Raw genomic sequence first — 17,772 nt, forward strand, 5'->3', positions numbered from 1 at the left:
TTTCGCGAAGCGGCCGAACCGTAATCACCGTTGCGCGGTGCGCTATGCCGTGCAACTGCCGTTGCGCCTCCCGCAACGGCACGTTAACCTCCCGGGCACCGAAAAACGCGACGCCCACCCAGTGTCCGGTCGGGGACAGGGCAGGCGTCGCGCCAGTTCCGTACGCCGTTGTACGGGACGAATGAAGGGACCGTACGGGCTATACCGTGAGGGACCTGTCGGTCGGGCGAATGGGCGAGGGAAGATCACTCGCACCGGTGAGGAAGCGGTCCACGCCCCGGGCGGCCGAGCGGCCCTCGGCGATGGCCCACACGATCAGCGACTGCCCGCGGCCCGCGTCACCGGCGACGAAGACACCGGGGACGTTGGTCTGGAACTCGCCGTCACGGGCGACGTTGCCGCGCTCGTCCAGGTCGAGCCCGAACTGGTCCACCAGGCCGTTGTCACGGTCCGTGCCGGTGAAGCCCATCGCGAGGGTCACCAGCTGCGCGGGGATGCGCCGTTCGGTGCCCGGCTTCGGCGTGAGCTTGCCGTCCACGAACGCGACCTCGACCAGGTGCAGGAACTGCACGTTCCCGTCCTCGTCGCCTTCGAAGTGGGTGGTCGAGACGGAGTACACCCGCTCGCCGCCCTCCTCGTGCGCCGAGGTGACCTTGTAGAGCATGGGGAACGTCGGCCAGGGCTGACCGGGCGCCCGGTCCTCGCCGGGGCGGGGCATGATCTCCAGCTGGGTGACGGAGGCCGCGCCCTGGCGGTGCGCGGTGCCCACGCAGTCCGCCCCGGTGTCGCCGCCGCCGATGACGACGACGTGCTTGCCCTCGGCGGAGACGGGCGTGGTGACGTAGTCGCCCTCCTGCACCTTGTTGGCGAGCGGCAGGTACTCCATGGCCTGGTAGACGCCCTTGAGCTCGCGGCCGGGGACGGGCAGGTCACGGGCGGTGGTGGCGCCCGCGGCGACGACCACGGCGTCGTAGCGCTTGCGGAGCTTGGCGGCGTCGATGTCGCGGCCGATCTCCACGCCGGTGCGGAACTTGGTGCCCTCCGCGCGCATCTGCTCGATGCGGCGGTTGATGTGCCGCTTCTCCATCTTGAACTCGGGGATGCCGTAGCGCAGCAGACCGCCGATGCGGTCGGCGCGCTCGTACACGGCGACGGTGTGCCCGGCCCGGGTGAGCTGCTGGGCGGCGGCGAGGCCCGCCGGGCCCGAGCCGATCACGGCGACCGTCTTGCCGGAGAGCCGCTCGGGCGCCTGCGGCGCCACGTCACCGGTCTCCCAGGCCTTGTCGATGATGGAGACTTCGACGTTCTTGATGGTGACGGCGGGCTGGTTGATGCCGAGGACGCACGCCGCCTCGCAGGGCGCGGGGCACAGCCGCCCGGTGAACTCCGGGAAGTTGTTCGTGGCGTGCAGCCGCTCGGAGGCGGCGGACCAGTCCTCGCGGTAGGCGTAGTCGTTCCACTCGGGGATGAGGTTCCCGAGCGGACAGCCGTTGTGGCAGAACGGAATGCCGCAGTCCATGCAGCGCGAAGCCTGCTTGGAGATGATCGGCAGGAGCGAGCCCGGGACGTAGACCTCGTTCCAGTCCTGGACGCGCTCGCCGACCGGGCGGGTCTCGGCGACCTCGCGGCCGTGGTTCAAAAAGCCCTTGGGATCAGCCATTGGTCGCCGCCTCCATCATCTTCTCGGTGATCTCGGTCTCGGAGAGACCGGCTCGCTCGGCGGCGTCCTTGGCGGCGAGCACTGCCTTGTACGTGCTTGGGATGATCCTGCTGAAGCGGGCCGCGGACGCGTCCCAGTCGACGAGCAGCTTCTCGGCGACGGTGGAGCCCGTCTCCTCCTGGTGGCGGCGCACGACGTCGTGCAGCCACTGCTTGTCGGTCTCGTCCAGCGGCTCGACGGCCGCCACGTTCCCGGCGTTGACGTTGTCGCGGTCCAGGTCGATGACGTACGCGATGCCGCCCGACATGCCGGCCGCGAAGTTGCGCCCGGTCTCGCCGAGGACGACCGCGTGGCCGCCGGTCATGTACTCGCAGCCGTGGTCGCCCACGCCCTCGGACACCACGAGGGCGCCGGAGTTGCGTACGCAGAACCGCTCGCCGGTGCGGCCGCGCAGGAACAGCTCGCCGCCGGTCGCGCCGTAGGCGATGGTGTTGCCCGCGATGGTGGAGTACTCGGCGAGGTGATCGGCGCCCCGGTCGGGGCGGACGACGATCCGGCCGCCGGAGAGGCCCTTGCCGACGTAGTCGTTGGCGTCGCCCTCCAGGCGCAGCGTCACGCCGCGCGGCACGAACGCGCCGAAGGACTGGCCCGCGGAGCCGGTGAAGGTGATGTCGACGGTGTCGTCGGGCAGGCCCGCGCCGCCGAACTTCTTCGTCACCTCGTGGCCGAGCATGGTGCCGACGGTGCGGTTGATGTTGCGGATGGCGACCTGGGCGCGGACCGGCTGGGCGTCCTGGAGGGAGTCCGCGGCGAGCGCGTCCGCGGCCAGCTTGATCAGCTCGTTGTCGAGGGCCTTCTCCAGGCCGTGGTCCTGGGCGACGAGCTGGTGGCGCACGGCGCCCTCGGGCAGGTCGGGGACGTGGAACAGCGGCTCCAGGTCCAGGCCCTGCGCCTTCCAGTGGTCGACGGCCCGCTCGGTGTCGAGGAGTTCGGCGTGGCCGACGGCCTCCTCGATGGAGCGGAAGCCCAGCTCGGCGAGGAGCTCGCGGACCTCCTCGGCGATGAACTCGAAGAAGTTCACGACGTACTCGGCCTTGCCGCTGAAGCGGTCGCGCAGCGTCGGGTTCTGCGTGGCGATGCCGACCGGGCAGGTGTCCAGGTGGCAGACGCGCATCATGACGCAGCCGGACACGACGAGCGGCGCGGTCGCGAAGCCGAACTCCTCGGCGCCGAGCAGCGCGGCGATGACCACGTCACGGCCGGTCTTCAGCTGGCCGTCGGTCTGCACGACGATGCGGTCGCGCAGGCCGTTGAGCAGCAGGGTCTGCTGGGTCTCGGCGAGGCCGAGCTCCCAGGGGCCGCCCGCGTGCTTCAGCGAGGTGAGCGGGGAGGCGCCGGTGCCGCCGTCGTGGCCGGAGATGAGGACGACGTCCGCGTGCGCCTTGGAGACACCCGCGGCGACCGTGCCGACGCCGACCTCGGAGACCAGCTTCACATGGATGCGGGCCCCGGGGTTGGCGTTCTTCAGGTCGTGGATGAGCTGGGCGAGGTCCTCGATGGAGTAGATGTCGTGGTGGGGCGGCGGGGAGATGAGGCCCACGCCCGGCGTCGAGTGCCGGGTCCTCGCCACCCACGGGTAGACCTTGTGGCCGGGCAGCTGGCCGCCCTCGCCGGGCTTGGCGCCCTGGGCCATCTTGATCTGGATGTCGTCGGCGTTGACCAGGTACTCGGAGGTGACGCCGAAGCGGCCGGACGCGACCTGCTTGATGGCCGAGCGGCGCGCCGGGTCGTACAGGCGCTCCGGGTCCTCGCCGCCCTCACCGGTGTTGGACTTGCCGCCCAGCTGGTTCATGGCGATGGCGAGGGTCTCGTGCGCCTCCTTGGAGATGGAGCCGTACGACATGGCGCCGGTGGAGAAGCGCTTGACGATCTCGGACGCGGGCTCGACCTCGTCCAGGGAGATGGGCTCGCGGCCGCTCTTGAAGCCGAAGAGTCCGCGCAGCGTCATCAGGCGCTCCGACTGCTCGTTCACCCGGCCCGTGTACTGCTTGAAGATGTCGTAGCGGCGGCTGCGCGTGGAGTGCTGGAGGCGGAAGACCGTGTCGGGGTCGAACAGGTGCGGCTCGCCCTCGCGGCGCCACTGGTACTCGCCCCCTATCTCCAGGGCGCGGTGCGCGGGCGCGATGCCGGAGGCCGGGTAGGCCTTGGCGTGCCGGGCGGCGACCTCCCCGGCGATGACGTCGATGCCGACGCCGCCGATCTTGGAGGTGGTGCCGTTGAAGTACTTCTCGACGAAGGACTCCTCCAGGCCGACGGCCTCGAAGACCTGGGCGCCGCGGTAGGAGGCGACGGTGGAGATGCCCATCTTGGACATCACCTTCAGCACGCCCTTGCCGAGGGCCTTGATGAGGTTGCGGATCGCCGTCTCGGCGCCGCCGTCGGTGGCCGTCAGGAAGGTGCCCGCGCGGACCAGGTCCTCGACGGACTCCATGGCCAGGTACGGGTTGACGGCCGCGGCGCCGAAGCCGATGAGCAGCGCGACGTGGTGCACCTCGCGCACGTCGCCCGCCTCCACGAGCAGGCCCACCTGGGTGCGCTGCTTGGTGCGGATGAGGTGGTGGTGGACGGCCGCGGTGAGCAGGAGCGAGGGGATCGGGGCGTGCTCGGCGTCGGAGTGCCGGTCGGAGAGCACGATCAGGCGGGCGCCGGCCTCGATGGCGGCGTCGGCCTCGGCGCACATCTCCTCGATGCGGGCGGCGAGGGAGTCGCCGCCGCCGCCGACGCGGTAGAGGCCGGAGAGGGTCGCGGCCTTCATGCCGGGCATGTCGCCGTCGGCGTTGATGTGGATGAGCTTGGCCAGCTCGTCGTTGTCGATCACCGGGAAGGGCAGGGTGACGGACCGGCAGGACGCGGCCGTCGGCTCCAGGAGGTTGCCCTGGGGGCCGAGGGTGGAGTGCAGCGAGGTGACGAGCTCCTCGCGGATGGCGTCCAGCGGCGGGTTGGTGACCTGCGCGAAGAGCTGGGTGAAGTAGTCGAAGATCAGCCGCGGGCGCTCGGAGAGCGCGGCGATGGGCGTGTCCGTGCCCATGGACCCGATCGGCTCGGCACCGGTCTTGGCCATCGGCGCGAGCAGGATCCGCAGCTCCTCCTCGGTGTAGCCGAAGGTCTGCTGGCGGCGCGTGACGGAGGCGTGCGTGTGCACGATGTGCTCGCGCTCGGGCAGGTCGGACAGCTCGATCTCGCCGGCTTCCAGCCACTCCTGGTACGGCTTCTCGGCGGCGAGGCCCGCCTTGATCTCGTCGTCCTCGACGATGCGGTGCTCGGCGGTGTCGACGAGGAACATCCGGCCTGGCTGGAGGCGGCCCTTGCGGACGACCTTGGACGGGTCGATGTCCAGGACGCCGACCTCGGAGCCGAGGACGACCAGGCCGTCGTCGGTGACCCAGTAGCGGCCGGGGCGCAGGCCGTTGCGGTCCAGGACCGCGCCGACCTGGGTGCCGTCGGTGAACGTGACGCAGGCGGGGCCGTCCCAGGGCTCCATCATCGTGGAGTGGTACTGGTAGAAGGCGCGGCGCTGCGCGTCCATGGAGGCGTGGTTCTCCCAGGCCTCCGGGATCATCATCAGGACCGAGTGCGGCAGCGAGCGCCCGCCGAGGTGCAGGAGTTCCAGGACCTCGTCGAAGGACGCGGAGTCGGAGGCGTCCGGCGTGCAGACGGGGAAGATCCGCTCCAGCTTGCCGTCGCCGAACAGGTCGGAGGCGAGCTGGGACTCGCGGGCACGCATCCAGTTGCGGTTGCCCTTGACGGTGTTGATCTCGCCGTTGTGCGCCACGAAGCGGTACGGGTGCGCGAGCGGCCAGCTCGGGAAGGTGTTCGTGGAGAACCGCGAGTGGACGAGCGCGATGGCCGTGGCGAAGCGGCGGTCGGACAGGTCCGGGAAGAAGGGCTCCAGCTGGCCGGTGGTCAGCATGCCCTTGTAGACGATGGTGCGGGCCGAGAGCGACGGGAAGTAGGTGGCCGCCTCGCGTTCGGCGCGCTTGCGCAGCACGAACGCCTTGCGGTCCAGGTCGAGCCCGCTGGTGCCGTTGGACACGAAGAGCTGGCGGAAGACCGGCATAGTCGAGCGGGCGGTGGCGCCGAGCAGCGTCGGGGCGACCGGGACCTCGCGCCAGCCGAGCACCGTCAGGCCCTCCTCGGCGGCGATCGTCTCGATGCGTGAGACGGTCTCGTCGGTGCCGGTGGTGGGCAGGAAGGCGATGCCGACGGCGTACTCGCCCGCGGCGGGCAGCTCGAATCCGGCCGCCTCGCGCAGGAACGCGTCGGGGACCTGGAGCAGGATGCCGGCACCGTCGCCGGAGTCGGGCTCGGAGCCCGTGGCGCCGCGGTGTTCGAGATTGCGCAGTACGGTCAGCGCCTGCTCGACGAGCTCATGGCTCGCCTCACCGGTGAGGGTGGCCACGAACCCGACACCGCAGGCGTCGTGTTCGTTCCTGGGGTCGTACATCCCCTGGGGGGCGGGGCGACCGTCCATGGGCGACCAGGCGTCGGAACGCATCGGCACTCCCGTCGTCGTGATGGGGGCAACCTCCCGGGCGACTAGGGGCTCCGGGGGCGCGAGCGGCGATAGGGACGACGTTGGCCCTGGCTAAATTTCGTGCAGGTTACATGATGGACCGCTTCTCGAAAAGCGGATACTTCATTCCAACATGTGGACAAGGCGCTCTGGGGTGGCGAGCGGAGGAAAGGGGTTCCGGCGGACAGATCGATGGCCGCGGACCCGGAGCGCCAGGGGCCTCATTGCCCGCAGCGCTTACGGCTCATGCCCAGCCACCGAGGAATCGAAACCGCACGGTAACGGCTACTTATGCAGAATCCTGCATACACCTGCGGCCGCCTATCCTACGGCCGTCCCGAACAGACTGCCCAGGGCGTACGTCACACCCGCCGCGGCGCCACCGAGAGCGAGCTGCCGCAGCCCGCTGAACCACCAGGACCGCGCGGTCACCCTGGCCACCACGGCACCGCACGCGAAGAGACCGGCCAGGGCCAGCAGCACCGCGGGCCACAGGGCATCGGCACCGAGCAGATACGGCAGCACGGGCAGCAGCGCGCCGAGGGCGAAGGCGCCGAAGGAGGACACGGCGGCGACCAGCGGCGAGGGCAGGTCGCCCGGGTCGATGCCGAGCTCCTCGCGAGCGTGGATCTCCAGGGCCTGCTCCGGGTCCCGGGACAGCTGCCGGGCGACCTCGCGGGCGAGGCCCGCCTCGACGCCGCGCGACTCGTACAGCGCGGCCAGCTCCGCCTCCTCGTCCTTGGGGTGCTTGCGCAGCTCGCGGCGCTCCACGTCCAGCTCCGCCTCGACCAGCTCGCGCTGGGAGGCCACGGAGGTGTACTCGCCCGCCGCCATGGAGAAGGCCCCGGCCGCGAGGCCCGAGAGCCCGGTGATGACGATGGTCTGCTGCGAGACGGAACCGCCGGCGACGCCGGTCATCAGCGCCAGGTTGGACACCAGGCCGTCCATGGCACCGAACACGGCGGGGCGCAGCCAGCCACCGTTGACGTCACGGTGGGTGTGGTTGTCGCGGTGCGCCTCGTGCAGTGCTGCTTCGGTCTCGATGACGGCCATGACGGACCCGTGCTCCTTCCTCGTGCGGACGGGGACACGGCGCGCCTCGCGGCTTTGCGCCCCGGCACACACGGACAGGGCCCTCCGGGCCCCGCCTCCTCCCCCTGAACAACATCGAAAGTACGCGCGAAAAATCCCGCCCGCCAGCAAGGAAGGCCGTACTTACCTGCGAAGACGCGCCGAAGGAGTGACGCTGAGCGGGGTCGTGCCCCCTTGTGTGCCGCGGTGTGGCAGAGATGCTCCGAGGCGTCCGGCGGCAGCCTCCACGGACTCGGCACCCCCGCAGACCTCACCACCCGGGAGACACAGCGCTCATGACCCATATCGCCGTCTTCGGCAGCACCAACATGGACCTCGTCGCGTACGTGGCGAAGGCCCCGCAGCGCGGGGAGACCGTCACCGGCCGGGAGTTCCGCACCCTGCCCGGCGGCAAGGGCGCCAACCAGGCAGTCGCCGCGGCCCGCGCGGGCGCCACCGTCGCGATGATCGGCGCGGTCGGCAACGACGCCTTCGGCAGCGGGCTGCGCTCCGCCCTCGACCACTCGGGGGTGGACACCGACCTGCTGCGGACCGTGGAGGGCCCGAGCGGCACCGCCCACATCGTCGTCGACGACGACGGCGGCAACGCGATCGTCGTCGTCCCCGGCGCCAACGCCTCGCTCACCGCCCTGTCCGCGGGCGACACGGCCGAGATCGCCGCCGCCGACGCGCTGCTGCTCCAGCTGGAGACTCCCCTGGAGGGGGTGCTGGCCGCCGCGCGGGCCGCCCGCGAGAGCGGTGTGCGCACGCTCCTCACCCCGGCCCCGGCCCAGCCGCTGCCGCCCGAGCTCCTCGCCGCCACCGACCTGTTGCTGCCCAACGAGCACGAGGCCGCAGCCCTCACCGGCATCGACGACCCGGCCGCCGCGGCGGCCGCCCTGCTCTCCCAGGTCCCGGAGGTCGTCGTCACGCTCGGCGCCGCGGGCAGCCTCTACGCGGCCCGCGGCGCCGCACCCGTGACGGTGCCCGCGCGCCGGGTCACCGCGGTGGACACCACGGGCGCAGGTGACACGTTCGTGGGCGCCCTCGCGGTGTCACTCGCCGAGGGCACACCCATGCCACAGGCCCTGGAGTGGGCGTCGGCGGCGTCCGCGCTCTCCGTGCAGCGGCCGGGGGCGTCGGCGTCCATGCCGTACCGCACGGAGATCGACGGGGCGGCGGGCGGCACGGCGTGAGGCCCGCGACGCCCCGACGCCTCCTTCGGGCGTCCGCGCGCTCGGCCTCACCGCGCTCGCGTCCGGGCGCTCAGCTCTTCTCGGCGGCCGACTCCGCGGCCCCCTCGGACTTCGCGTCGGCCGCCACGGAGTCGGACTCGGTGTCGGCGGGGTCCGAGGGCTCGCCCTCCTTGTCCTTGACGCCGTCTCCGTCCGAAACCCCGGAGCCGGTCAACGGCTCGACGACCTCCTCGCGCCCCGGCCGCGTACGCGCCGACACCACGAGGTAGACCACGGCGAGCACGAAGACGGCGAGCGCGGTCCAGTTGTTGAGGCGCAGACCGAGGAACTCATGGGCGTCGTCGACGCGCATGTACTCGATCCAGAAGCGGCCCACGCAGTACGAGGCGACGTACAGGGCGAAGGCGCGGCCGTGGCCGAGCCTGAAGCGGCGGTCGGCCCAGATGACCAGGACGGCGACGCCGACGCACCACAGCGACTCGTACAGGAAGGTCGGGTGGTAGGTGCCGGGCACCCGTCCGTCCTCCGCGGACGTGATCTTCAGGGCCCACGGCAGGTCGGTCTCCCTGCCGTACAGCTCCTGGTTGAACCAGTTGCCCCAGCGGCCGATGGCCTGGGCGACGGCGATGCCGGGCGCGAGGGCGTCGGCCCACGCGGGCAGCGGAATCCCGCGCCGGCGACAGCCGATCCAGGCGCCGACCGCGCCGAAGGCGATCGCGCCCCAGATGCCGAGGCCGCCCTCCCAGATCTTGAAGGCGTCCACCCAGTCGCGGCCGTCGCTGAAGTACAGCTGGTAGTCCGTGATCACGTGGTAGAGGCGGCCGCCGACGAGCCCGAAGGGCACCGCCCACACGGAGATGTCCGCCACGGTGCCTGGTCGGCCGCCGCGGGCGATCCATCGCTTGTTGCCGAGCCACACGGCAACGAAGACGCCGATGATGATGCAGAACGCGTAGCCGCGCAGCGGAATGGGGCCGAGGTCGACCACTCCGCGGGACGGGCTGGGGATGTAGGCAAATTCCATGGCAGGGTCGACGCTACCGTGCCGGCCGTGCGCGACGGCAGCCAGCCCGGCAACGGGTCCGTAACGGGACCGGTCGGGCGGACCCCCCCCGGCGGGCGCCCGCCCGCCCCCCCCCGCAACAGGGAGGACAAAAACACCAATCGCCCCCCCGCCCGCCACGGGGTCCGTCCCGGGCCGGGTCGGCCGCACGCCGCCGGGCGGCGTCCGGCCGGCCGCACCGGGCTACTGGTCGGCCTTCTCCACCTGGGCCTTCAGCTTCTGGGGCGTCAGCGGATTCTTCTGGTCGGCGAAGATGTCCTTGCCGTCGAGCAGGACCGTGGGCGTGCCGCGCAGCTTGGCCTTCTGGAACGCCTCGTTGGACTTGCCGACCCAGGCGTCGTGGCCGCCGTCGTTCACGCACTTCTTGAACGTGTCCGTCACCAGGCCGTCGACCTTGCCCGCCAGGTCGAGGAGCTTGTGGTTGTTCCCGAAGGCGTCGTCCGGCTCCGGGGGCTGGTTCTTGAACAGCTCGTCGTGGTACGGCGCGAACTTGCCGGCGTCCTGGGCGCAGGCGGCGGCGTTGGCCGCGCGCAGGGAGCCGCTGCCGCCCATGTTGCCGTCGATGAGGGTCGCGAGGTGGTACTCCACCTTCAGCTTGCCCTGGGTGGTCAGCTCGTTGATCGTCGAGCGGTACATGTCCTCGAACTGCTTGCAGGCCGGGCAGCGGAAGTCCTCCCACACCGTGAGCTTCGACTTGGCGCCGTCCTTACCGAGGGGGATCGCGAGGCCGCCGTCGCCGCTCGCCCCCTTCGGCGCGACGACCGGGCCCGAGGTGTCCTTCTTCTTGTCGTCGCCGGAGTTCGCCGCGAGCAGGCCGACGACCGCGGCCAGGGCGAGCACCGCGACGACGGTCGCGCTCACCAGGAGCACCCGGCGCCGCTTGTCGCGCGCCTTCTGCCGCTCTCGCTCTTCCGCCATTCGCTCGCGGGCCGTTCGCTTGCCTTCTCGGTTCGTCTCACTCACATCCGGGCAAACGAACCGGGGAGGCGGCAGCGTGCCTCCCCGGCCCAAGGCCACCCTTAAGGATTACGCGTGTCCGCGCACTCCTTCGGCGAGTTCACCCGCGAGTGCCCGCACCGCGGCGATCCCGGCCGCCTCGTCGGCCGCGTCGAGCATCCGCTGGACGAACGCGGAACCCACGATGACGCCGTCGGCGAAGCCCGCGACCTCGGCGGCCTGCGTGGCGTCGGAGACGCCGAGGCCGACGCAGACCGGCAGGTCCGTGGTGGCGCGGGTGCGCTCCACCAGGTTCTGCGCCTGGGCGCCCACGGACGCCCGGGTGCCGGTGACCCCCATCAGCGACGCCGCGTACACGAAGCCGGAACCGGCCGCGGTGATCGTCGCGAGCCGCTCGTCCTTGCTGCTCGGGGCGACCACGAAGACCGTGGCGAGACCGTGCTTGGTGGCGTGCTCGCGCCACAGCGCCGACTCCTGGACCGGCAGGTCGGGCAGGATGCACCCGGCGCCGCCCGCCTCGGCGAGCTCGGCGGTGAACCGCTCGACGCCGTAGCGGTCGACGGGGTTCCAGTACGTCATGACGAGGACGGGCTTGCCGGTGGCCGCGTGCGCCTCACGGACCGTCCGCAGCACGTCGGCGATCTTGACGCCGCCGCGCAGGGCGATGTCGTCGGCGGTCTGGATGACCGGCCCGTCCAGGACGGGGTCGCTGTGCGGGAGGCCGACCTCGACCACGTCCGCGCCGCCGTCGAAGGCCGCCTTGACCGCCTCGATGCCGCCGTCCACGGTGGGGAAGCCCGCGGGCAGGTAGGCGATGAGGGCGGACCTGCCCTCGGCCTTCGCGGCGGCGAGAGTACGGTCCAACAGCTCGATGTTGCCGCTCACTTGGCGTCCCCCTCGATCTCGGCACTCTCACCGGCGGCGTCCGCGGCCACGGTCGCGTCGGCGCCGGTGTCGTACAGGTTGAAGTAACGGGCTGCGGTGTCCATGTCCTTGTCGCCGCGGCCCGACAGGTTGACGACGAGCAGGCCCTCCTCGCCCAGCTCGCGGCCGATCTCCAGGGCGCCCGCGAGGGCGTGCGCGCTCTCGATCGCCGGGATGATGCCCTCGGTGCGCGAGAGCAGGCGCAGGGCCTGCATGGCGGCGTCGTCGGTGACCGCCCGGTACTCGCCGCGGCCGCTGTCCTTGAGGAAGGCGTGCTCGGGGCCGATGCCCGGGTAGTCGAGGCCCGCGGAGATCGAGTACGGCTCGGTGATCTGGCCCTCCTCGTCCTGGAGCACGTAGCTGCGCGAGCCGTGCAGGACGCCGGGCTCGCCCGCGGTGAGGGTGGCCGCGTGCTCTCCGGTGTCGATGCCGTGCCCCGCGGGCTCGCAGCCGATGAGCCGTACGCCGGTGTCCGGGATGAAGGCGTGGAAGAGGCCGATGGCGTTGGAGCCGCCGCCGACGCAGGCCACGGCCGCGTCGGGCAGGCGGCCCGCGCGCTCCAGGATCTGGCGGCGGGCCTCCACGCCGATGACGCGGTGGAAGTCGCGGACCATGGCGGGGAAGGGGTGCGGGCCCGCGACGGTACCGAAGAGGTAGTGCGTCCTGTCCACGTTCGCCACCCAGTCGCGGAACGCCTCGTTGATGGCGTCCTTCAGGGTGCGGCTGCCGGACTTCACGGCGACGACCTCGGCGCCGAGCATGCGCATGCGGGCCACGTTCAGGGCCTGGCGCTCGGTGTCGATCTCACCCATGTAGATGGTGCAGTCCAGGCCGAACAGGGCGCAGGCGGTGGCCGTGGCGACGCCGTGCTGGCCCGCGCCGGTCTCGGCGATGACCCTCGTCTTGCCCATCCGCCTGGTGAGCAGGGCCTGCCCGAGAACGTTGTTGATCTTGTGGGACCCGGTGTGGTTGAGGTCCTCGCGCTTGAGGAACACGCGGGCGCCGCCCGCGTGCTCGGCGAACCTCGGCACCTCGGTGAGGGCGCTCGGGCGGCCGGTGTAGTTCACCAGGAGGTCGTCGAGTTCGCGGGCGAACTCCGGGTCGGACTTCGCCTTGTCGAACTCGACGGCGACCTCGTCGACGGCGGCGACGAGGGCCTCCGGGATGAACTTGCCGCCGAACGCCCCGAAGTAGCCTTCGGCGCTCGGCGTGCGGCCCTCCGGGTCGGGGATGAAGTACTCGCTGGGCATGTGGAACCTCACGTGGAGTGGGGTGGGCTGGGGTCACCGTATGCGCGCTTGCCTTGCCGGCCGGGGGGTGCGGGGGCCGGGGGGTGCCGGGGGCGGCACCTGTCCCGCCGCTCCGCGGCGGAATGTCCCCACCCACCCGCCCGTGAACCGCGTCCCGGGCAGTACGGGAAAGGCCGCTGCTTCGCAGCGGATCATCCCACCCGGCCTGCCGCCCGCGGACGCCCTCCCCGAAGCAGGGGAAAGGCCCGCCGCTTCGCGGCGGAAACTCCCCACCCGCCCGTGGACGGCGTCTCGAGGGGTGCGGGAAAGGCCCGCTGCTTCGCGGCGGATCATCCCGCCCGGACGCCGTGGACGCCCTCCCCGGCCGCAGGGGCTCAGCCCCCGGCCCGCCCCGGGGGTCCAGGGGGCAGAGCCCCCGGTCTCGGGAAGGGGCGGGCTCGGGGAAGGGAGCATCCGCCGCGACGGCGAGCAACCCGCACGGCGCGGTCCGGCGGTGCCGAACAGGCCAGGGCGAGCCAGCCAGGGCGAGCAGGCCGAGGCCGACGGACCGGTGTCGGGGACGCCGGTGTCCGGGAGCGGCGGAGTCGGCCTAGGCCGGTCGTGGGCCGAGGCGACGGCGCGCGTCGGAGAGGCGCCATCGCATGCCGTTCACCTGACCGGGCTCGTCCCCGATGACGTACCGCACGCGACGCCCACGCACCCGCCGAGCAGGCGCCCTGCACCCACGGGGCCGGCACCCGCGGGCGAGCCGGGCATACGGATCCCGGCCCGCACCCGGCGCCGCCGCGGCCGACCGCACGCGCACGCGTCCGCCGTCCGGGCGGGAGCCCGGACGGACGGCGGTGGCACGACGGCGGTCGCTGCGCATGGCCGGAGTCAGCCCCGCCCGTGCCGCAGCGCGGGATGGGCCCCGGCGGCGACGAGGTCGGACACCGCCGACCTGGGGTTGCCGCCGGTGACGAGGGACTCGCCCACGAGCACCGCGTCGGCCCCGGCGTTGGCGTAGGCGATGAGGTCGTGCGGCCCCCGCACCCCGGACTCGGCGATCTTGACGACGGAGTCGGGCAGCTCGGGCGCGACGCGCTCGAAGGTGGCGCGGTCGACCTTGAGCGTCTTCAGGTCGCGCGCGTTGACGCCCACGACCTTCGCCCCGGCGTCGACGGCCCGCTCGGCCTCGTCCTCGTCGTGGACCTCCACGATCGGGGTGAGACCGATGGACTCGGCGCGCTCGATCAGCGACTCAAGGGCCGGCTGGTCGAGGGCGGCGACGATCAGCAGGGCGAGGTCGGCCCCGTACGCACGGGCCTCCCACAGCTGGTACGAGGTGACGATGAAGTCCTTGCGGAGCACCGGGACGTCGACCTTGGCGCGGACGGCCTCCAGGTCGGCGAGCGAACCGCCGAAGCGGCGCTCCTCGGTGAGCACGGAGATGGCGGCGGCACCGCCCGCCTCGTAGTCGGCGGCGAGCCCGGCGGGGTCGGCGATCGCGGCGAGCGCGCCCTTGGACGGGCTGGAGCGCTTCACCTCGCAGATGACCTTGACGCCGTCGCCGCGCAGCGCGGCCACGCCGTCCTTGGCGGCGGGAGCCTTCGCCGCGCGCTCCTTGAGCTCGTCGAGGCTCACGCGCGCCTGTCGCTGTGCGAGGTCGGCACGGACTCCGTCGATGATCTCGTCGAGCACACTCACGCGAGCGGCCCCCTTTCCAGGACGGTTGAACCTACGTTCAAGCACTGCAGCGGTACTCGGCCCGCCCTCGGCGGGCGGCCCCATGGTCACTTGGTCACTGCGATGGTATCCGCAGCGGGGCGAAGGACCCGCATCCGGTTGACGCGGGTCCCACCACCTGGACATGTGTCAGGCGCCCGGCGGAGTGCTACGGCCTACGGGCTAGGGGTGCAGGAAGGCGCCGAACGGCAGGTTCCGTACGACGGTGAACAGGGCGACGGCGACACCGACACCCCACAGGTGCGCCCGCCCGAGCCCGAGCCGCACCGGGCGCCCGCGCGCCGCCGCGGCCACCCACAGGACCCACACGGCCGCGAGGACGCCGTAGCCGACGACGGCCACCGCGTTGGCGCCGAGCGCCGCGGTGAGGTCGCCGTGGGCGAAGGCGTGGGCGCTGCGCAGGCCGCCGCAGCCGGGGCAGTACAGGCCCGTGTAGTACAGGAGCGGGCAGGTGGGGTAGTGGCCCGGTTCGTTCGGGTCGACGGCGGCGACGTACGCGAAGGCCGCGGCGACCGAGCCGAGCACGGCGAGCGGCACACCCAGGCGCCGGAACGCGCGCCGGTACGTGCCCGGGAACGCGCCGTCCGCGCGCGGGGGCGCGGCGGTCTCCGGATCTGTGTTCACCCGGGGATCTGTGTTCACCCGGGCATTGTCTCCCGTGCCGGGCCGGAAGGGCGGGATCCGGTGAGCCGACGGAGGGGCACACCGATGCTGTCGTACGCCGACGCGGGGGCAGGGCCATGACGTCGTACGCCGACGGGGCGGCCGGAACGCAGTGTTCCGGCCGCCCCGCGGGTGAAGGGTTCCGCTGTCGCGGTCAGCTCTCGGAGGTCGCCACCCGGGCGGGCCGCTGCGGCTTCTGGCCGAGGCCCGCGAGGCGCATGGCGCCGCCCACGACGCCGCCCACGAGGGTGAGCGCCATACCGGCCCAGAAGCCGACCGGGTTGTCCATCACCATGAACGCGCCCGCGACACAGAAACCGATGAAGGCGATGATGACACCGGTCCAGGCGGCCGGGGTGTGACCGTGTCCGTGGCTGCTGCCCGCCATGACTTGCTCCTCGTAGCTATGCGTGTGGGGTGGTGCTCCGGACCATTGTCCCGTACCCCCGCGGCGGGCCTTGCGCGGGGGTGGGGGCTGCGGAACGGCGGGCCTCAGGGCTCGCGGGTGGGGTCCTCGCCGCGGTCGATGGCCTTCCACAGGTCCTCGGGGCGGTCCGGGTCGGGGGCGCGGCGCGGGGCCCGCGGACGGGGGGCGCCGTCGCGTTCGTAGCGGCCCGACATCGCGGGCCAGTTCCGGCCGCAGAACAGGGCGAGCAGACCGGCCGCGAGGATCAGCGCGCCCGCGGCCACGGCGGCGTAGGGCCAGCCGGTGTGGCTGAGGTCGGAGATCCGCGCGGCGGCGTCGCCGGAGGTCTCGGCGGCCTTGTCGTCGAGGGCGGCGCTGTCGTCCGCGCCGAGCAGCGCGGCGACGACGATGCCGACGCCGCTGAGCGCGAGCAGCAGCGACACGAGCAACCGGCCCGTGCGGCGCACGGCGAAGACGGCGACGAGCGCGGCGAGGCCCACTATCGCGAGGGCCGCGGGCACGCCCGTGACGTCGCTGCCCTTGGCGGTCAGCGGGAAGTCGCCACCCGCGACGGCCGCGGTGCCGTGCGCCCACGACTGCCGGGACGCGAGCAGCGCGAGGGCCGCGCCGGCGGCGCCGAGCAGCAGGGCGGCGGCGAGGCTGCGCCGGCCGCCGCGCGGGGCGGGGTCGGCGGCCACCTGCGGCACGTCCTCGGTACGGGGCGTTGGTACTGCAGAAGTCACCCGTCCACTATCCCTCACGGCCCGCGGCGGTGTGCAGGCGGTTCGCGGTGTGGATGGCGCGCAGCACGGCGGCGGCCTTGTTGCGGCACTCGGTGTCCTCGGCGACGGGGTCGGAGTCGGCCACGACCCCGGCTCCGGCCTGCACGTACGCCGTGCCGTCGCGCAGCAGCGCGGTGCGGATGGCGATGGCGGTGTCGGAGTCGCCCGCGAAGTCGAGATAGCCGACGCAGCCGCCGTACAGGCCGCGCCGGGACGGCTCGAGCTCGTCGATGATCTGCATGGCGCGGGGCTTGGGGGCGCCGGAGAGGGTGCCCGCGGGAAAGCAGGCGGTGAGCACGTCGAAGGCGGTGCGGCCGTCGGCGACGCGGCCGGTGACGGTCGAGACGATGTGCATCACGTGCGAGTACTTCTCGACGGACATGAAGTCGACGACCTCGACGGAGCCTGGCGTGCAGACCCGCCCCAGGTCGTTGCGGCCGAGGTCGACGAGCATCAGGTGCTCGGCGCGCTCCTTGGGGTCGGCGAGGAGTTCCTCGGCGAGCGCCTGGTCCTCCTGCGGGGTGACGCCGCGGTGCCGGGTGCCCGCGATGGGATGGACCATGGCGCGCCCGTCCTCGACCTTGACGAGTGCCTCGGGCGAGGACCCGACGACGTCGAAGGCCGCACCGTCGCCGTGCGGGAAGCGGAACAGGTACATGTACGGGGACGGGTTGGTGGCCCGCAGCACGCGGTAGACGTCGAGGGCGCTCGCGTCGCAGGGGGTCTCGAAGCGCTGCGACGGCACGACCTGGAAGGCCTCGCCCGCGCGGATGCGCTCCTTGATGTCCTCGACGGCCTCCTGGTACTGCTCGCCGCCCCACAGCGCGGTGTAGGCGGGCAGTTCGGACGGCGGCAGGACGGCCGGGGGCTGGGAGACGGGCCGGGAGAGGTCCGCCTCCATGGCGTCGAGGCGGGCCACGGCGTCGGCGTAGGCCTCGTCGACGCCGCTGGCCAGGTCGTTGTGGTTGATCGCGTTGGCGATCAGCAGGACAGAGCCGTCCCAGTGGTCGAGCACGGCGAGGTCGCTGGTGAGGAGCATGGTCAGCTCGGGGAGCCGCAGGTCGTCCCGCTCCCCCGGGCCGATCTTCTCCAGGCGGCGCACGATGTCGTAGCCGAGATAGCCGACCATGCCGCCGGTGAAGGGCGGCAGTCCCTCGGCGCCGGTCAGGTCGCGCGGGGTGTGCAGGGTCTCTACGGTGGCGCGCAGGGCGGCGAGCGGGTCGCCGGAGGTGGGCACGCCGACGGGCGGGGTGCCGAGCCAGTGGGCCTCGCCGTCGCGGACGGTGAGGGCCGCCGCGCTGCGGACGCCGACGAAGGAGTACCGGGACCACAGATACGCCGCGCGGCCGTTCTCCGCGGACTCCAGGAGGAAGGTGCCGGGCCGCTCGGCGGCGAGCTTGCGGTAGAGCCCGACCGGGGTGTCGCCGTCCGCGAGGAGGCGGCGGCTTACGGGGATCACTCGGCGGTCGGCCGCGAGCTTGCGGAAGGTCTCCAGGTCCATG

The 17,772-nt window shown here is 72.5% G+C and carries 14 protein-coding genes; 1 reads left to right on the top strand and 13 read right to left on the bottom strand.

Translation table 11 applies throughout. The annotated features are described in order from the left end of the window. Positions 1-199 precede the first annotated feature (199 nt). The 3 genes from GPA10_RS20320 to GPA10_RS20330 form a co-directional block, all read right to left on the bottom strand. Positions 200-1,660 (bottom strand): glutamate synthase subunit beta, encoded by a 1,461-nt coding sequence (locus GPA10_RS20320; RefSeq protein WP_157166696.1) that lies wholly within the window; start codon positions 1,658-1,660, stop codon positions 200-202. Next, the gene (gltB, locus tag GPA10_RS20325; RefSeq protein ID WP_157166782.1) at positions 1,653-6,164 is read right to left on the bottom strand and encodes a glutamate synthase large subunit; all 4,512 of its coding nucleotides are present in this window, start codon (positions 6,162-6,164) and stop codon (positions 1,653-1,655) included. Before gltB ends, GPA10_RS20320 begins: the two co-directional genes overlap by 8 nt. Before the next feature lie 390 nt (positions 6,165-6,554). Further along, the gene (locus GPA10_RS20330; protein WP_157166697.1) at positions 6,555-7,286 is read right to left on the bottom strand and encodes a VIT1/CCC1 transporter family protein; all 732 of its coding nucleotides are present in this window, start codon (positions 7,284-7,286) and stop codon (positions 6,555-6,557) included. 314 nt (positions 7,287-7,600) lie between these two features. Between GPA10_RS20330 and rbsK the strand changes: the two genes are divergently transcribed. Next, a complete protein-coding gene (gene rbsK / locus GPA10_RS20335; protein WP_058851671.1) occupies positions 7,601-8,500 on the top strand; it encodes a ribokinase in 900 nt (299 codons plus the stop codon). 70 nt (positions 8,501-8,570) lie between these two features. Here the strand turns inward: rbsK and lgt are convergent, their stop codons facing one another. The 10 genes from lgt to GPA10_RS20385 all read right to left on the bottom strand — a co-directional run bounded on the left by lgt (position 8,571) and on the right by GPA10_RS20385 (position 17,771). Next, the gene (lgt, locus tag GPA10_RS20340; RefSeq protein ID WP_157166698.1) at positions 8,571-9,524 is read right to left on the bottom strand and encodes a prolipoprotein diacylglyceryl transferase; all 954 of its coding nucleotides are present in this window, start codon (positions 9,522-9,524) and stop codon (positions 8,571-8,573) included. A 222-nt stretch (positions 9,525-9,746) separates the two neighbouring features. Beyond that, positions 9,747-10,526 carry a DsbA family protein gene (locus GPA10_RS20345; protein ID WP_343041134.1) on the bottom strand — a complete coding sequence of 260 codons (780 nt, stop codon included), beginning with the start codon at positions 10,524-10,526 and terminating at the stop codon, positions 9,747-9,749. A gap of 63 nt (positions 10,527-10,589) precedes the next feature. Then, entirely contained in the window at positions 10,590-11,405 is an 816-nt protein-coding gene (trpA, locus tag GPA10_RS20350; protein WP_343041135.1) for a tryptophan synthase subunit alpha, read from the bottom strand. Next, the gene (gene trpB / locus GPA10_RS20355; RefSeq protein ID WP_157166700.1) at positions 11,402-12,694 is read right to left on the bottom strand and encodes a tryptophan synthase subunit beta; all 1,293 of its coding nucleotides are present in this window, start codon (positions 12,692-12,694) and stop codon (positions 11,402-11,404) included. Before trpB ends, trpA begins: the two co-directional genes overlap by 4 nt. A 589-nt stretch (positions 12,695-13,283) precedes the next feature. Next, positions 13,284-13,562: a tryptophan biosynthesis modulator TrpM gene (gene trpM, locus GPA10_RS44060; RefSeq protein ID WP_425505790.1), complete on the bottom strand. Its 279-nt coding sequence runs from the start codon at positions 13,560-13,562 to the stop codon at positions 13,284-13,286. Positions 13,563-13,570: 8 nt separating this feature from the next. After that, positions 13,571-14,380, bottom strand: coding sequence for an indole-3-glycerol phosphate synthase TrpC (gene trpC, locus GPA10_RS20365; RefSeq protein ID WP_058851676.1), 810 nt, complete (start codon positions 14,378-14,380; stop codon positions 13,571-13,573). A gap of 201 nt (positions 14,381-14,581) precedes the next feature. Further along, the gene (locus GPA10_RS20370) at positions 14,582-15,061 is read right to left on the bottom strand and encodes a DUF2752 domain-containing protein (RefSeq protein ID WP_425505791.1); all 480 of its coding nucleotides are present in this window, start codon (positions 15,059-15,061) and stop codon (positions 14,582-14,584) included. Positions 15,062-15,236: 175 nt separating this feature from the next. Continuing rightward, entirely contained in the window at positions 15,237-15,470 is a 234-nt protein-coding gene (locus GPA10_RS20375) for an HGxxPAAW family protein (protein ID WP_058851677.1), read from the bottom strand. 104 nt (positions 15,471-15,574) lie between these two features. Continuing rightward, entirely contained in the window at positions 15,575-16,231 is a 657-nt protein-coding gene (locus tag GPA10_RS20380) for a TIGR02234 family membrane protein (protein WP_343041136.1), read from the bottom strand. Positions 16,232-16,238: 7 nt separating this feature from the next. Then, complete coding sequence (locus GPA10_RS20385; protein ID WP_157166702.1) at positions 16,239-17,771, bottom strand: anthranilate synthase component I; 1,533 nt, start codon at positions 17,769-17,771, stop codon at positions 16,239-16,241. Position 17,772: the final 1 nt, after the last annotated feature.

Origin of the sequence: Streptomyces typhae (assembly GCF_009755605.1) — a bacterium.
Lineage (GTDB): Bacteria > Actinomycetota > Actinomycetes > Streptomycetales > Streptomycetaceae > Streptomyces > Streptomyces typhae.

Bases quoted from the DNA above. Each gene is read 5' to 3' on its own strand.
- GPA10_RS20320 (WP_157166696.1), bottom strand. From the start codon at position 1,660: ATGGCTGATCCCAAGGGCTTTTTGAACCACGGCCGCGAGGTCGCCGAG.
- gltB (WP_157166782.1), bottom strand. From the start codon at position 6,164: ATGTACGACCCCAGGAACGAACACGACGCCTGCGGTGTCGGGTTCGTG.
- GPA10_RS20330 (WP_157166697.1), bottom strand. From the start codon at position 7,286: ATGGCCGTCATCGAGACCGAAGCAGCACTGCACGAGGCGCACCGCGAC.
- rbsK (WP_058851671.1), top strand. From the start codon at position 7,601: ATGACCCATATCGCCGTCTTCGGCAGCACCAACATGGACCTCGTCGCG.
- lgt (WP_157166698.1), bottom strand. From the start codon at position 9,524: ATGGAATTTGCCTACATCCCCAGCCCGTCCCGCGGAGTGGTCGACCTC.
- trpB (WP_157166700.1), bottom strand. From the start codon at position 12,694: ATGCCCAGCGAGTACTTCATCCCCGACCCGGAGGGCCGCACGCCGAGC.
- trpM (WP_425505790.1), bottom strand. From the start codon at position 13,562: ATGCGCAGCGACCGCCGTCGTGCCACCGCCGTCCGTCCGGGCTCCCGC.
- GPA10_RS20375 (WP_058851677.1), bottom strand. From the start codon at position 15,470: ATGGCGGGCAGCAGCCACGGACACGGTCACACCCCGGCCGCCTGGACC.
- GPA10_RS20385 (WP_157166702.1), bottom strand. From the start codon at position 17,771: ATGGACCTGGAGACCTTCCGCAAGCTCGCGGCCGACCGCCGAGTGATC.